Origin of the sequence: Dehalogenimonas etheniformans (genome assembly GCF_014672715.2) — a bacterium.
In the GTDB taxonomy this organism is placed as follows: Bacteria; Chloroflexota; Dehalococcoidia; order Dehalococcoidales; family Dehalococcoidaceae; genus Dehalogenimonas; species Dehalogenimonas etheniformans.
Map to the genome: position 1 here is coordinate 1,592,260 of NZ_CP058566.2, position 15,351 is coordinate 1,607,610.

Sequence of the window (15,351 nt, forward strand, 5' to 3'; positions counted from 1 at the left end):
TGCTATTGGCAGACTATTCTTCCGGGATGTTACCGGCGAATCCGCCTGGGATGTTATATTCTTCGAGTTTTCCGAATTCTTTCAAAGCATTTTTTGTGACTTTAAGAAGATAGTACGCCAGTCTACGCTGTTCCACATCATCGAGTGTAGATACCAACTTAACACTATCATCCTCCGTAGTCATCTGACCGAGGATACTGCTACCTTGTGGGGTCAAAGCCAGGCTTATCTTCCCTCTAGATCCTTTGGTAACGATCACAAGATCATTTTTAACCATTCGCCTGATCAGACTGGTTATGGTGTGGTGTTCACGAATCATTATCCGGCAAATATCACCAATGGAGATATCACGATTTCCATGTATGAGTTCCATAACTGTAGCTTGTTCCAGAGTCACACCGTGACGGCTTACATCACGCTCTTGGATTCTGTAGACGCTCTGGCGAGCGCGGAATAAAAGAAATATAAGGTCTGATGCCGGGACGGGTGGAAGCTGATTGTCTTTGATCATTGATTTTCCTTGATTTTTTTTGAGTTTATCACCGGGGACTTATTATTGCTACTTAATTCTTTCTTAACCATACCTTAACCAAAAATAAGCATAAATGCGTATTTACACATCTTATATGATATCTTACAATATATTTGCGCGGCAGTTATTCTTCATTACCTGAAAGGAGCTACATCATGTCGAAATTCCACTCAAGTCTTTCCCGACGCGATTTTATGAAGGCCGTAGGTTTAGCCGGGGTTAGCCTGGGGGCGACCGCCGCGGCAGTTCCTGCGTTCAAAGATCTCGACGATCTAGCGGCCTCCAGCAATCAATCCCATCCCTGGTGGGTCAAAGATAGAGAGTTCAACGACCCAACCAATGAGATCGATTGGAATGCTTTCAAGCCTTATGATAACAAAATAAACCCCATGCCGACGATTAAGCCCGCTACCAAAGACGCCAACACCATCCGGGACAACAATATACAGAAGGCTGCCTTTGCCAATAAGGCACCTGGTGATTCCCTCAGGGATTATGCTTTCGGTCAAGGTTCGAGCTTTATTGGTCCCGATGCTCCATGGGATGGACCCACAGCGTCTTTACCGGCTAATGCGGAGGGTAAACGATGGGAAGATACTCCAGAAAATAACCTTCAGATGATGCGCGCCGCCCTTCATACTTATGGGGCTGTATTAACGGGGGCTCTCGAAGTAAACGAAAAAACAAAGAAGATTTTTGATGCTTCTGGCTTTGTTTTTGATTCCAGTCCTGTGGGTACGCAAGATTCTGCCAAAGTGTACCACATCCCTGAAAAAGCTAAGTACATGCTGACCTTCGCGGTAAAACAGAACTACATCCAAAGCCTATTTCAACTCCGCTTGGACGACACTATGCCCGGCGGTTACGGTGTGAAGCTGGCTCTGGGTAATCAAGCTATCGGTCATGCATACTCCAATTCTTCCCAAACGGGTTATGCCGCTATGCGCATGGTCAAAACTCTAGGTTATGGTACGTATAAAGCAGGTGTAAGGGCTAACGTCCCATTGGGTATTTTCTCCGGATTAGGCGAACAGGGACGATCTACTGCTCTCCTCACTCCGCGCTATGGCCTCATGGTACGTTACACCAACTACTTTTTCACCGATATGCCGTTGGCGCAAACTCCACCGATGGATGCCGGCTTGCTCAAATTCTGCAAGACGTGCGTCCGTTGCGGGGAACGCTGCCCATCAGAATCAATCTCCAAGGACAATGACACGACCTGGGATACCGCCGATAAGGGAAACCGCCCCGGCTTTAAAGGATTCTTCATGAATTGGCAATCCTGCATCGATTTCGGTTCTCCGGGCGCTTGCGGCAATTGCCAGGCGACCTGCCCATTCAACCACGCCTCAGATGGGGTAATCCATCCCATCGTTCGCGCGGTATCAGCTTCAACCGGCACGTTTAACAGCTTTTTCGCCACAATGGATCGGGCTTTCGACTATGCCAAGGCAAAGACCGACAGAGAACTAGAAGATTGGTGGACCCGCGACCTTGACAAATGGCAGGCTGACACTACCCTCGGGGCTGGAAAGAACGTCTGGTAGAATCCTGGTTTGTAATATCTAACAAGAAGAGGCAGGCTGAACAGCCTGCCTCTTCTTGTTCGCGATAATGCCGCATCAGTCCGGATCTACAAAGTAGTAGCCAATTCCGAATTTTGTCATGATAATCTTTGGTGAAGCCGGATCAATCTCAATTTTCTCTCTCAAATGGCGTACGTGTACCTTGATGATTTCGGCCGCCCCCGAATAAGCCACACCCCAAAGCTTTTCTGCAATACCAGCATGGGAGACCACTTCCCCATTTTTATCCATAAGACATTTGAGTATTTCACTTTCAGTATCGGTGAGTACTACCATCTTGTTGTTGTATTGAACTACCCGTCGAGACAGTTCGAAAACTAGTTTTCGGTCTTTAGAGTTATTTTCAACCAGACTCTTTAGGCTCTGTTCTATCCGCCGTCTTTGATAACGCTCTTCAACCAATTTAACGTTGGTTTCATTGAGCTGGTTAGATTTTTCAATAATTAATTGTAAAAGTCGCTCTTGTGCCAATTTCCGTTCGGTAATGTCTCGTACCATCGAAATCACACATTGTTTCCCATTCAGGACAATAGTACGGCTACTTATCTCCACCGGAATCCTGTGACCATCTTTGGCCATGTGAGTCCTTTCGAAAACGACTCGGCCTTCAGCCTTTATATGTTCGACAGTCGAATCATCGACCGTTTTGGGGTCATCAATGTCCATCGGAGTCATCAACTTTAATTCTTCCCGAGTATAACCGAGCATCCGGCAAGCCGCATCATTAACTTCAATAAACGGTCCGGCCGTGCCGTCATGATTGATACCGTGAACCATAGCCCCGTCGTTACTAAGATTAAAAAGCAAATGGAACTTTGCGATGTCTTCCTCAACCGTCGTCCCAACTTGTTTATGTTCAGAATTCTCTTCGTATTTTTTCATTTCGACCTCCCAACCTTAGATCACACCTCAAGATCTCCAAGTGGCTTTGGATCGAAGCGGTTTTAACAATTCTTAACGGAAAATCAGCATAAATACCGATATACCGAATATCAGAAACGTTATACCATGGTTACCTTAAAGAATGCATCCATTACTGTAGGGTTCAAAATTGGGTGAAAAGTAAGTCGGAAGGAGTCTAGTGATGAAGGGGTTCCATTCAACGGTTAGCCGCAGGGATTTCATGAAGGGTCTGGGCCTGGCCGGCGCGGGTGTCTCCGCGGCAGCGGCACTCGGCGCTCCGGTTTTTCACGACCTGGACGAAGCCGCAAGCAGCGTCTACGGGAAAAAATCATGGTGGATCAACGAACGCGATCACGAAGACATCACTACCGAGGTCGATTGGAAGGTTTACCAGGCCTATGATCCAGCTACTCATCCAGCGGTTCCCGTTTCTCAGGAAGTTAAGGATGCAACGACTGCCAGATTGGCCGAGGATAAAGCGCTTGGCCTGGCAGGAAAAAAGGCAGGGTTTGACCGCCGCGCCTGGGCTTGGTACTCGGCTTCCGGGGTAGGCGGCTTGGATACCGACTGGAACGGCAACGTTTATGGTACCGGCGTTCTAAATTATTGGAAGCCGGCGGCAACCGACGTCACTCAGCCATGGAGCAAGGATCCCGATTATAACTTAAAAGTGCTGCAGGCCGCCTTCCACTCCTTCGGTACACCCACCGTCGGCGTTGTCGAGATTACCGAACATATACAGCGGCTGTTCAATAAAGGCACGGTTTCATGGGGTGAAAATATTGCCGAGCCTACTTATGATGCCAACAAAGTGTACCATATCCCTGCTAAAGCTAAGTACATGGTCGTTTGGGAAACCCAAATGTCCCAGCGGCAGAGCACCTACACCTATTCTGAGTACCCGACCCCTAGCGGCTACGGTTCGGCACCGCCCATCGGACGGATGGATTCCCAAGCTTATAATTATGCCAGACTCGTTCGCGCCCAAGCCGTCTCGTTTATGAAAGGTCTGGGGTGGCTAGCAGTCAAGCCATCACCAAGTTTTCCGGTGCAGAGCACGGCTCACGGCATTTTTGCCGGTCTTGGGGAACAGGCACGCCCAAACTACAGAATGAGCCCGAATTTCGGCCTAAACATGCGCTATGCCAACATCGCTGTTACCGATATGCCGCTCACTCCGACTAAACCTATTGATTTCGGCGGCCACCGCTTTTGCAATGGCTGCAAACGTTGTGGCGAGGTTTGCCCGACAGGTTCTATAGATATGTCAGATGAACCACGGTGGGAGACGGTCGTACCTAAAAACAATGCTGGTATTAAAGCCTTCTTCATGAACTGGGACACATGCCCAGGATTTGGTTCACCGGCACACTGCGGTATCTGCCAACCCACCTGCCCATTCAACCATGCACCTGAAGCAATCATTCATCCTATCATCAGGGTCACAGCCTCGACAACCGGTATGTTTAACGGGTTCTTCGGACAGATGGATCGAGCGTTTGGTTACAGCAAGGTTAGATCCGATGACGAGATGGAAGGTTGGTGGACCCGGGAACTATCGACAGACAAGGGTGACACCATCTTCGGCGCCGGCAAGTTCATGTGGTAATCAACGTCCAAATGGTTTAAGCCGGGGGGAAGGTAATACCTTCCCCCCGGGCTGTTTTGGTCAAGGGAGAATAATCTTAACCATTTCTTAACTAAAAATCAGCATAAATGCGTATTTACATGTCGTATAAGATACGTTACAATATTAAGGTGTGGTTGTAACTGAATATAACTGGAAAGGGAGTAAAACATGATGTCCGGTTTCCATAGTACACTATCCCGGCGGGATTTCATGAAAGGCCTGGGATTGGCCGGTGCAGGCATCGGCGTCGCCGGAGCTGTAGCTCCCACGTTCAACGACCTCGACCAATTGGCAGCAACAACGACCAATAAACGCCATCCCTGGTGGGTCAAAGAGAATGAACTCAATGTCCTGACTTCAGACATCGATTGGAATGTATTTGCCCAACTGGATAAAAAGACGACAGGGATGCCGTCACCGAGCGCTGAAAACGAAGCTTTGCGTGCCGAACGAGATAAGAAGTTCGATCTTGAGGGCATGACTCAAAAAATCCCCGGGCGTGACGTTAGATGCGCTGCCTTAGCCGATATGGTTACCGGTCTTCAGACTGCAGCCCCTTGGGACGGTCCCAGCGGTATCGTTCCACCGCAAGAAAACGGGGCCAGCGCCTGGCAAGGAACCCCTGAAGATAATATGACGATGCTACGCGCTGCTTTGCACCTTGCCGGCGCGGCCCAGGTTGGCGCAATGGAGCTAACTGAAAAAATGCTCCGGAACTTCGACAAAGGGGCTGTGGTTTTTGAAGATATTGCCAAAGGGACTGTTGATGCTAAAAAAGTGTATCACATTCCCCAGAAGGCCAAATACCTCCTTACCTATTCGATTCAACAGAATTATGTGCAGTGCATTTATCAGCTGCGCGAAGACCCGGCTTACCCAGGGAAATTAGCTATGCCAATGCCTCTAGGCCGCCCCGCAATTCACCGGGCATATGGCGATGGCCGCTATACCGAGTGGCAGGCTATGCGCTTCGTCAAGAACCTGGGCTACGGGGCTTACAAGGCGGGCGTAACTACTAACGTCTCGTTAGGTCTTTTCTCTGGTCTGGGCGAGCAAGGCCGGGCTACCTACATGATGACACCACGCTCCGGTCTGATGACGCGCATCACCAACTATATCATCACGGATCTCCCATTAGCACCGACTAATCCTATCGATTTCGGCGGCAGCAAGTTCTGCGAGACCTGCATGCGATGCGCCGAGAAATGCCCGAGCGATGCTCTGGGCACTCAAAAAGAGCCAACCTGGGATGCTGGTCCGGGAAATAAACCCGGGTATAAGGGCTGGCGAGTAGACTGGTTGAAGTGCCGCGAAGTAGGCGCACCATCCCGCTGCGGTGTCTGCCATACACTATGTCCGTTCAATCACCCGAATGAAGGCATGATCCACCCTATAGTACGATCTACCGCAGCTACCACACCGATTTTCAACAGCTTCTTTGCTACAATGGACCGCACATTTGCATACGCAGAACCCAAGAGTCCTGAGGAGTTGGAAGCCTGGTGGACACGCGATCTCGAAAATTGGAGACCGGACGTTACACACGGTGCTGGTAAGTTCACCTGGTAGTTTAGATCGAGGAGGGATTTAACTCCTCACTCGACAAAAAACCGATGTTCTCTTATGATTGCCGCGTGATGAACGCGGCAATCATGTGTCTGACATGTTTGGAGATTATGAATCAGCCAATCTCATGCCCACAATCCGACACGGTATTAACAAGCGATAGGTCGTTGCACGTCTATCACGTCGTTTACGAGCCGACGTTCAAGTCGATAATCTTCCATCACTGGACCGAATGCAACCTGAAATGCCTCGGCTGCTACTGCAAAGTCGAAAAGCTGGACTTTTCGCTGTTGCCCGACTGGCAGATGCGGGTCTCGACCAATCCCCCGGAAAAACCGCCGGAAAGGCTGTTATCTCTCGATGAAGCCATGGCTTTGACTGAGAATCTGGCTATTGAGAGGGCTATCTCCATCGGTGTCGAACCATCGCTGGATCCCGGAATGCCGCTCCTGGCCAGAGAAATGAAATCACGACACCACACTTACAATATCCTCTTTACCAACGGCGTGGCATTGGCCGATCTTTCGAGCATCGACGAGGTCATCTTCAGTCTGAAGGCGGTGACTCCCGAGCTATACAGAAACTATACCGGCGGGGATAATCGGAAATCGATGGCCAACTTCCGCCGGGTGTACGATTCCGGCAAGAAACTGCAGGCTGAAATCACGCTCGTGCCGGGAGCTATCGAGGCGAATGAGATTGAAAAAGTGGCAGAGTTCATCGCCTCGGTCGATAACAATATACCGTTGCGGATCACAGGTTTCATCCAGTTATCCGGCCAGCCCTTCAGAGCGCCGACCGGGGCAGAAGTTGAAGCTGCGGCGGCTTTAGCCAAAAAACATCTCAAAACGGTCAATTATCTCTCCGGAGAAATGCCCCGGGTGGGCACGCCGCCAATTAGATTGTTCTAGGACAGAATATGAGAGTATTACTCGTAAACCCTGGTTCTGAAGTCAATCCCCGCTTCAAGACGTATGCCGTTTTCCCCAATGGCATTCTGTTCCTGGCGGCGGTGCTGGAACGCGCCCGACTCGGCACAAAACGCGGTTCCTTCCCCGCTTTCCGGGGCAGCGTTTTCGATCTTCCCGGCGCTTCTCCGATGCGTAACGCCGCCCGCACCACGGTTGCACCCACCGGAACGCTATCGATTATTGCCGGGTGTTCCTGCGGCATCGAGCCCCTGTTTTCGGTGGCTTTTGTCCGGCACATGCTGGACGGCGAGCGGTTGCTTGACCTCGGATTCAAACCCATGATCATCGTCGCCGATTCGGAAATGGGCCCCTCGATGCTGGGGAAGGTTCTCACCCACGAGATCTTGGACCAACTTAAAGCCAGGTATGAACACCTTCCCGATGAGAACGCCAGGATTTACTACCATACCTTTGTGATCGACGGCCCGATTTTTAAGAAGCGCCTGGAGATAACGGAAAGCGATAAAGTTGTGGCTGGCCCAATATCGTACCTGGACATCAAAAAGTTCGAACTTAGATGACCTTCTGGAGCGATAACAGTTTCGACCATAATCTCTCCATAAAGGCTAGTAATCATTACATTTGGTGAATCGTGAGAGTTGCTCTTAATTTGTATTACTCACTCAAAGTGTTACAATGAAACGCAAAAAAATTGCCGGGAAATAGAATGAAACTTAGGAACTCTGACCGATCATTAGCAAAGCTAGTAATCATCATTCCGCTTGCCGTTATAGCCATCTCCACGATGACCGCATGCGGCGGTGGCGGTACACCTACGACGTCAAACCCACCAACCTCCCAACCTCCGACCACGACACTTCCCCCCTCGTTGAATTTTCCTTCGGGGAAATACGTAAATGAAGTCACTTATGTGGATCAATTCACTTTAGCATACACCGTGACCGATGACGGTATAATTTCTATCGGCATCAAGGCCAAAACAGGCGGTTGGTTTGCCATAGCTGTCGGCAGCCCTCACGGGCAGTCTGATATTTGGATCGGTTACGTTACCGGTGGTCAAGTAACGCTTTTAGACACGCATAATGCGAGTTATAGTGGCGCACACCCATTGGATACCGGTTCAGGCGGCACGGACGACTTGACCAACATCACCGGAAGCGAAGGCAACGGCGTTACCACCATCGAATTCAAACGCAAATTGGACACCGCAGACAAATACGATCTGCCGCTCGTTGCCGGCTCCAACATTGTGACCTGGGCGATCGGACCTTCGGACGATACCAATCAAGAGCATTCCGTGATCGGGCTGGCGACATTCGAAATTCGTCAGCTCCCAAGCCACTAAAGCGGCAAACTGATAATACTGGGCGCAAACAATCTTGCGTCCAGTGCGCTTTGTGTTGGCTTTGTAAAGAATTCCATGTATTCAGTTTCGATTTAGACTTCACGTCGCAAGTAGCTATAATCAAATTGTCGATATGGATAAAATCCGTTCGATAACGTTACGTTTACGGAGATGCAGGAGTTATGATTCGGGGCGTCTATCTAAAATTCCTTGGGGCAATCTGCGCCATTTTCATTTTGCTGATTGGTGGCTGTGGCACTCCTCAACAAACCACCCACACCACCTCCACAACTCCACCGGAACTCGATTTCTCGGTTGGCAGCTACGCCAGTGTCAATACGTATAGCAACTCAATCACCATCGCCTATACCGTCCAGGGCGATACCATCGCCATCGGCCTCAAGGCTAGAACAACAGGTTGGGTCGCTATTGCGCTTGGAAATGCTCACGGGGATTCAGACGTCATCATGGGTTGGGTGGCTAACGGGCAAGTCACCATAAATGACACTAACCGCGCCAGTAAGGCCGGTTTGCATCAACTTGACGTTGATACCGGCGGCACCAACGATGTCAATGTTTTCGGTGGAAGTGAGATCAACGGCATCACCACACTCGAATTCACGCGCAAGTTGGTCACTGGAGATACTCAAGACCTCCCATTCCTCAAAGGCAACAATACCATCACTTGGGCGATCGGACCGACTGACGCCATCACCTCACACCACTCCGAGATCGGTTTCGCCACGATTACCATTCCCTAACAGATTGCCCGTTTGGCCAGGAGACGCGTACAATCGGACTATGGGTTTCATTGATCCGTACGCCTACCAACCCGCCGAGCCCCAGGCGGCCGTTTCTATCCAGAACGGTCGGCGTTTTTCAAAACTCGCCGTTAGCTTCCCGTCTGCTGTCTCCAATGGTTCGTCTATGGGGAATGTCACCGGGGTCTGCTACCTGCCCCAAAAACCCCATAAATCGCCACTCGTTGTCCTCGTCCACGGCATCGGCGATTCCAGCACCATCCCATGTCACGCCCTGGCCAGATCACTGGTCGGTTCAGGCATCGCAAGCTTCGTCATCTACCTGCCGATCCATTCGCGGCGTCTGCCCCAGGACATGAAGGACCGTTTTTTCAATCTTTCCGTGGAGGAATGGTTTGAGTTATACCGGGTTTCGGTGATCAATATCAGGCAGGCGCTGGACTGGGCGGAAACCCGCAGTGATATAGATTGCTCGCGCATGGGTATCGCCGGAATAAGTTTCGGAGGCTACGTCGCAGGCATCGCTCTAGGGATCGACCACCGACTGAAATCCGGCGCCATGCTCCTGGCCTGCGGAAACATGCAAAAACTGGCATGGACTAGGTCCACCAAGCGTATCCCTAGATGGGAGGTCACTGAAGCGGTTTACCGTGAGGCTCAAAAATCTTATTTGTCTTATGTTGACCACGTGTCGGCTTTCGGTTTCGAAAACGTTACACCGCCAGAATCCAACTACGCATTCGACCCCTACACTTTTTGTTCGAAGATTAAAGAAAAACCGCTCTATTTAACAAACGCCCTGTGGGATGAATATTTCCCCAGGGAAACCGCCAAAGAATTCTGGCAGGCATGCGGTCGCCCACCCCAGTTGTGGCTGCCTGCGGGTCATGCAACCGCCTGGTTGTTTTACCCATTGATATCGAATAGGGTAAGGAACCTTTTCAAGAAGGCCTTTTCACTTTAGCCCGGTATCAGATCGATCCACAACGGATTTTGCTCCGGATTTAGAATGACACTGAAAGAGAAGAACGCCTCAGCCATCTTCGAACGCCCCGAATTATGGACGTAGACAAACAGGGCTTTCCGAGGCTGTGGCCTAGTATTTCCCGGCAATCTCTTCTTGCCTGCCGGTAACCACGAAAACCACCCTCTCGCAGATGTTGGTGACGCGGTCAGCGGAGCGCTCCATATTGTGCGCCGCCCAGATTAGCCGGGTAGCCCGCCCGACCGTCTTGGGGTCCTGCCCCATGAAAACAGGAGTTCCCGGAAGATCTGGTTATAAAGGGCATCGACCTCATCGTCTTCTTTGGTGATGGCTCGGGCGGCATCCGCGTCCCGCCGGACAAAGGCATCAAGCGCCCGGCGACATCCCGCTCTTTCATCGAATCCATGGAAAGAATGATCGCCTTTTCGACCATGCTGCCCATGGCCAGGACTTTATCCTGGAGTTGTTTCAGGTTGCGTTCGTAATCGGTTCTCATCGTTCTCCTAAAATTTCACTGTTCCTTACATTGCAAGCGGTACCAGAATCGGCTGTTTCTTGCCATCGGAATCGACATTTACAAAGGTAATGTGGGTCTCGAACAGGATGGTCTCCGGGCTGGCCTGCCGCCGGGTCCCGAAAACCCTGACCTGGTATTGGACCGAAGTCCTGCCGACCCTGGAACGGGTGACCTCGAACCGGATGATCTCGCCACTGGCTACTGGATGATGGAAGGTCACGTTATCCAATGCTATGGTGACAAAGCGGTTGCCCGGAAAATCGTGATTGGCGGTGATGTAGGCAAACTCGTCTATCCATTTCAGCATGTTGCCGCCGAACAGGAAGCCGTCGTGGTTGAGGTGCTCAGGCAGAATCAGCTTATAGTGCTCCAATTGCTCTCCTCTTAGCCCGTCGCGCGGCGGTTAGCCGAACCGCCCTGTGATGTAGTCCTCCGTCCTTTTATCGCGAGGGTTGGTAAATATTTTGGACGTCTCGTCGTATTCTACCAGCGTCCCGGCGCACTTGTCGTCTATCATCATGAACGCGGCCATATCGGACACCCGCGCCGTGACAGCTTCGAGAGCGATTCACGATGGTCCTCGGCGAGCGACAGCATTTCTTCTTTTTTGTTGTCGTGGGCGATGAGCGCCAGGGTTATGGGCAATATTCTGTTTTCTTTGGCGGTGTCTACACTGTTTTTTATCATACAGGTTCAGTATAAAACGCCGACTTTAAGGCGCCTTTAAGGGAATGTTAAAGTTTTGTTAAATTTTCGGCGGTTTGCGGCAAAAAAACGGCCTCAATGATTGAGGCCGTTTGATTCAAGAACGATTACAAATCTACCGAGGCAGCGTGAAATAGAAGGTCGAGCCCTGCCCAGGGACACTCTCGGCGCGGATCTCGCCGCCGTGAGCTTTGACGATGTGCTTGGCAATGGCCAGCCCCAGGCCGGTGCCTCCCCCGCCGCGGGCTTTATCCGCCTTGTAGAATCTTTCGAAGATGCGCGGCAGGTCTTCGGCGGAAATCCCGATTCCGGTGTCCTTGACGGCTATCTCGATGGCGTTTCCATTTTTGGGATATGCCGAAACGATGATCCGCCCGCCGGCCGGGGTGAACTTGATGGCGTTGTGGAGCAGGTTAACCAGCACCTGCTCGATACGGTCGGCGTCAGCCTGGACCGGCCTTAAGCCGGGAGTTACGTCGACCGACAACACCAGTTCCGCTCTGTCGGATTGAGGCTTCATGCGTTCGGTGACTTTGTTGATGAACGGGCCGAGGTCCAGTGGCTTTTTGGAAAGAGGCGCCTCCCCGCTCTCGATACGCGATAGTTCACCCAATTCGCGCACCATCTGGGTCAACTTGTCCGTTTCCACCTCTATCCTGTTCAGGAAATCTGCAGCCACAGACTGATCCTCGATGGCGCCGCCCTTCAAGGTTTCGGCGAGCAGTTTCAGCGAGGCGAGCGGAGTCCTGAGTTCATGCGAGATGTTGGCCACAAAATCCCGCCTTACCCTTTCGAGGCGCTTGATCTCGGTCAGGTCCCGGACGACGACCACTGCTCCGGGTTCGTTTTTCGGCGGCGTTACCGTTACCTCAAAGAATCTGCGATTGGAGCGGATTTCAACCGAGCCTTGCTGGCGCGTCCCGGAAGCCAGGCACGCCTTCACCAGGGCATCGAATTCATGGTCTCGGATGACATCGATAAATGTCCGCCCGACCGCATTGGATCCCAGGCCGAACATTTTTGTGGCCGTATCGTTCACCTTGGTGACCTCGCTATAGCGGTTTACGACAAAGATGGCGTCTGCCACGTTGTCCATCATAAGCTCAAGCCGGCTATTCTCGGACTCGAGCGACCTGAGCCGGTCGCCCAGTTGCTTGGTCATCTCGTTAAAGGTATGTTTCAAGTCAGCCAGTTCGCCGATGGCCACCAGCCTCAGCTTATCCGGAGGCTCGCCGCCGCCCAGCTTTTTCATCGCCATCTCAAGCTCGAGTTCGTCCTCGGTCATCGACGGCACAAAAAAGTACATAGATACCGCCGCCGTCGCCGCCGAAGCGACACCTGCGATGAGGAGGGTCAGACTGAAACCGCGTATAAAGCCTACGACGGTCAATACCGCGGCAATAGCCACCACGGTAAACAGGATAAGGCTCCGGATGGAAGTGCTGGTCAAGTCATTCCTCGAATTTGTAGCCGAATCCCCGCACCGTGAGAAGGTGTTTCGGGTGGGAAGGATCGGCTTCTATTTTTTGCCGCAGCCAGCGGATGTGGACATCCACCGTGCGGCTGTCGCCCGGGTAGTCGTAACCCCAGACCCGGTCCAGGAGGCCTTCGCGAGAAAACACCTGGCCTTTATTGGTCATCAGGAACTGGAGCAGGTCGAATTCTTTGGGTGTGGTCTCGACAGCAGCGCCCGAAACCAGGAGAACGTGCCTGACGGGATCGAGCTCGATCTCCCCGGATCTGATCGTCGAAGTCTCGACGGGGCCCTGTTCGCGCTTAGCTGTCTCGTCCCGGCGGAGCATCACCTTGACCCTGGCCAGTAGTTCCCGCATTGAAAACGGCTTGGTCAGGTAATCGTCGGCGCCCAGTTCCAGCCCTAGGACCTTGTCTATTTCGTCACTCCTGGCCGTCAGCATCAGCACCGGCACGTGAGATTCCCGGCGTAATAAACGAGTGGCTTCAAAACCGTCTATCCCCGGCAGCATGACGTCCATGATGACGGCATCCGGCTTTTCGCGGCGGATAAGGTCCAGTCCTGAATTGCCGTCGGCGGCGGTGACCACCGCGAAGCCGTCCCGGTTCAGGTTGTATCTGAGTAGGTCGGCAAGAGTCCGGTCGTCTTCGACGACAGCGATTTTAGGCATCGTCCAAGTATAGAGCCTGCCGCGGTCTCACGGCAATAACCAATTACCAAGATACAAATTCCAAATAATTCCCAAATTCCAATGACCCAATAATCGAATGTTTGGCGATTGACGTTTGGTAATTGGAGCTTATTTGGTTATTGTATCTTGTATCTTGGAACTTGTTCGATTTGCCAAACGGACTTATTAACCTTTATCATGTCAGATTATGTACCGTTATAACCGTCCCTTGTGGCAGGAACCCCTGTTTATCCTCATCGCGATCAATGTGGTGGTGTGGCTCATCGAGTTGAGTTCACCCGGGCTGGCGGCGAATCTAGGCCTTTTCCGTCCTTCGTTTCTCTCCGAACCCTGGACCGCTGTTACCAGTATGTTCATCCATGATCCCTACGGCTTTACCCACATACTTTTCAATATGATCGCCCTTTACTTCTTCGGCACCTACCTTATCCAGATCGTTGGCGAACGAATGATGTTGGCGGTCTACTTCATCGGCGGCATCATCGGCAGCATTTTCTTCTGGCTCCTCGGACCGGTCAACGGTCTGGCTTACGGCGCTTCCGGCGCTATCTTCGCCCTGGGCGGCGCTCTAGCGGTGCTGAGGCCGCAGACCAAGGTTTTCGTATTCCCGATTCCCGCCCCGTTGCCGCTTTGGGTAGCCGTTATCGGCGGAGCCTTGATATTGTCATTCATCCCCGGCGTGGCCTGGCAGGCTCACCTCGGTGGGTTGTTGACCGGCATGGTTTTTGGTTATTTCGTAAGCAAGGGGCGGGTCCGTTTTTAAGTTCCCGAGACTCGAAAAGAAATCTAACTTTTTTCTTGCCATTTTGGCAACCTGAGTTTATACTTTCGAACGATGACCGCGAAAATTCTTATCGCTGACGACCAGGCGCCAATTCGCAGCTTGATTTCGACTGTCCTCAGCAAAGACTACCAGGTAATCCAGGCCAATACTGGCACTGAAGCCTTGAATATGGCCCGCCAGGAAAAACCCGATCTGGTTATCATGGACATATTGATGCCGGGCATGGACGGCCTGACGGTTTGCACCCAGCTCAAGGCTGACCCTGCGACAGCGAAAATTCCCGTCCTGATGTTGACCATCATAGATTATGAACTTAATCGCAAGTTCGCCGAAAACCTCGGCGCGGACGGCTATGTCACCAAGCCTTTCACCGCGGAGCAGCTAAGACAGGCGGTCTCAAGCCACCTCAATCCCGTCTCTCGAGTCGACACCACGGGTTAACCCTGTGTTGGACAGGTTTTCATTCCGCACCTCGGCTAAAATTGAATTCCTGGATATCACTAGCAAGATTCAGAACGCCGTCGACAACCACCAAGTCGAAAAAGGGACATGTATCATTTTCGTTCCCCACACCACCGCCGGAATTACCGTGAACGAAAATGCGGACCCGGCGGTGTTGCGTGACCTGAAACGCGAGATCCAGCGCCTGAACCCGCAGAGAGCCGATTTCGAACATTCTGAGGGTAATTCCCCCGCCCATGTTGCAGCCAGTCTCACCGGGCATTCATTGACTGCGTTCATCGAGGGCGGCCGGTTAGTCCTTGGCACCTGGCAGGCAATCTACCTGGCGGAGTTCGACGGGCCGCGCCAGCGGGAAGTCCTGGTTAAGATCCTCCCCGACGTCTAGGCTTTGAGTCGGGATTTGATAACCTTCTAACAGCGATCCGTTCGTGGTGAGCCTAGTCTGCCCTGAGTTTAACGAAGGGAACCATGAACG

Annotated in this window: 17 protein-coding genes and 2 pseudogenes; 11 read left to right on the forward strand and 8 right to left on the reverse strand. The window is 51.8% G+C overall.

Translation table 11 applies throughout. From position 1 onward, the window contains the following. Window positions 1-13: 13 nt before the first annotated feature. Entirely contained in the window at window positions 14-511 is a 498-nt protein-coding gene (locus tag HX448_RS07925; protein WP_102331731.1) for a MarR family winged helix-turn-helix transcriptional regulator, read from the reverse strand. 176 nt (window positions 512-687) lie between these two features. On the opposite strand from HX448_RS07925, the gene HX448_RS07930 reads away from it, so the two are divergent. After that, window positions 688-2,082, forward strand: coding sequence for a reductive dehalogenase (locus tag HX448_RS07930; RefSeq protein WP_102331732.1), 1,395 nt, complete (start codon window positions 688-690; stop codon window positions 2,080-2,082). 75 nt (window positions 2,083-2,157) lie between these two features. On the opposite strand, the gene HX448_RS07935 is transcribed toward HX448_RS07930, so the two are convergent. After that, window positions 2,158-3,003: a winged helix-turn-helix domain-containing protein gene (locus HX448_RS07935; protein WP_102331733.1), complete on the reverse strand. Its 846-nt coding sequence runs from the start codon at window positions 3,001-3,003 to the stop codon at window positions 2,158-2,160. Window positions 3,004-3,205: 202 nt separating this feature from the next. On the opposite strand from HX448_RS07935, the gene HX448_RS07940 reads away from it, so the two are divergent. The 7 genes from HX448_RS07940 to HX448_RS07970 all read left to right on the forward strand — a co-directional run bounded on the left by HX448_RS07940 (window position 3,206) and on the right by HX448_RS07970 (window position 10,222). After that, window positions 3,206-4,633 (forward strand): reductive dehalogenase, encoded by a 1,428-nt coding sequence (locus tag HX448_RS07940; RefSeq protein WP_102331734.1) that lies wholly within the window; start codon window positions 3,206-3,208, stop codon window positions 4,631-4,633. 192 nt (window positions 4,634-4,825) lie between these two features. Further along, window positions 4,826-6,223 (forward strand): reductive dehalogenase, encoded by a 1,398-nt coding sequence (locus HX448_RS07945; RefSeq protein ID WP_102331744.1) that lies wholly within the window; start codon window positions 4,826-4,828, stop codon window positions 6,221-6,223. A gap of 107 nt (window positions 6,224-6,330) precedes the next feature. Then, window positions 6,331-7,131, forward strand: coding sequence for a radical SAM protein (locus HX448_RS07950; RefSeq protein ID WP_226846721.1), 801 nt, complete (start codon window positions 6,331-6,333; stop codon window positions 7,129-7,131). 8 nt (window positions 7,132-7,139) lie between these two features. After that, window positions 7,140-7,712, forward strand: a complete 573-nt coding sequence (locus HX448_RS07955) for a Dph6-related ATP pyrophosphatase (protein ID WP_190259854.1) — start codon at window positions 7,140-7,142, stop codon at window positions 7,710-7,712. A 146-nt stretch (window positions 7,713-7,858) separates the two neighbouring features. Continuing rightward, window positions 7,859-8,497, forward strand: a complete 639-nt coding sequence (locus HX448_RS07960; RefSeq protein ID WP_102331745.1) for a DOMON domain-containing protein — start codon at window positions 7,859-7,861, stop codon at window positions 8,495-8,497. A 182-nt stretch (window positions 8,498-8,679) separates the two neighbouring features. Beyond that, window positions 8,680-9,258 (forward strand): DOMON domain-containing protein, encoded by a 579-nt coding sequence (locus tag HX448_RS07965; RefSeq protein ID WP_102331746.1) that lies wholly within the window; start codon window positions 8,680-8,682, stop codon window positions 9,256-9,258. 40 nt (window positions 9,259-9,298) lie between these two features. Continuing rightward, window positions 9,299-10,222: an alpha/beta hydrolase family protein gene (locus tag HX448_RS07970; RefSeq protein ID WP_102331747.1), complete on the forward strand. Its 924-nt coding sequence runs from the start codon at window positions 9,299-9,301 to the stop codon at window positions 10,220-10,222. A gap of 132 nt (window positions 10,223-10,354) precedes the next feature. On the opposite strand, the pseudogene HX448_RS10720 reads toward HX448_RS07970, so the two are convergent. The 6 genes and pseudogenes from HX448_RS10720 to HX448_RS08000 form a co-directional block, all read right to left on the reverse strand. Next, window positions 10,355-10,620, reverse strand: a pseudogene (locus tag HX448_RS10720) (phosphate signaling complex PhoU family protein); the annotation flags it as partial. A gap of 144 nt (window positions 10,621-10,764) precedes the next feature. After that, window positions 10,765-11,133: an acyl-CoA thioesterase gene (locus HX448_RS07980; RefSeq protein ID WP_102331748.1), complete on the reverse strand. Its 369-nt coding sequence runs from the start codon at window positions 11,131-11,133 to the stop codon at window positions 10,765-10,767. A gap of 30 nt (window positions 11,134-11,163) precedes the next feature. Then, window positions 11,164-11,307 (reverse strand): annotated as a pseudogene (gene pstB / locus HX448_RS07985) (phosphate ABC transporter ATP-binding protein); the annotation flags it as partial. Beyond that, window positions 11,277-11,447, reverse strand: coding sequence for a hypothetical protein (locus HX448_RS07990; RefSeq protein ID WP_190259855.1), 171 nt, complete (start codon window positions 11,445-11,447; stop codon window positions 11,277-11,279). The gene HX448_RS07990 and the pseudogene pstB, both read right to left, overlap by 31 nt. A gap of 133 nt (window positions 11,448-11,580) precedes the next feature. Continuing rightward, on the reverse strand, window positions 11,581-12,915 hold the full coding sequence (locus HX448_RS07995) for a sensor histidine kinase (protein WP_102331749.1): 1,335 nt from the start codon (window positions 12,913-12,915) through the stop codon (window positions 11,581-11,583). A 1-nt stretch (window position 12,916) separates the two neighbouring features. Next, window positions 12,917-13,609, reverse strand: coding sequence for a response regulator transcription factor (locus tag HX448_RS08000; protein WP_102331750.1), 693 nt, complete (start codon window positions 13,607-13,609; stop codon window positions 12,917-12,919). A 208-nt stretch (window positions 13,610-13,817) separates the two neighbouring features. Between HX448_RS08000 and HX448_RS08005 the strand changes: the two genes are divergently transcribed. From HX448_RS08005 to HX448_RS08015, 3 genes are all read left to right on the forward strand, one after another. Further along, entirely contained in the window at window positions 13,818-14,393 is a 576-nt protein-coding gene (locus tag HX448_RS08005; protein ID WP_102331751.1) for a rhomboid family intramembrane serine protease, read from the forward strand. Between the two features lie 72 nt (window positions 14,394-14,465). Beyond that, window positions 14,466-14,855, forward strand: coding sequence for a response regulator (locus tag HX448_RS08010; protein WP_102331752.1), 390 nt, complete (start codon window positions 14,466-14,468; stop codon window positions 14,853-14,855). A 4-nt stretch (window positions 14,856-14,859) separates the two neighbouring features. Further along, window positions 14,860-15,261: a secondary thiamine-phosphate synthase enzyme YjbQ gene (locus tag HX448_RS08015; protein WP_102331753.1), complete on the forward strand. Its 402-nt coding sequence runs from the start codon at window positions 14,860-14,862 to the stop codon at window positions 15,259-15,261. The last annotated feature ends 90 nt before the right edge of the window (window positions 15,262-15,351 follow it).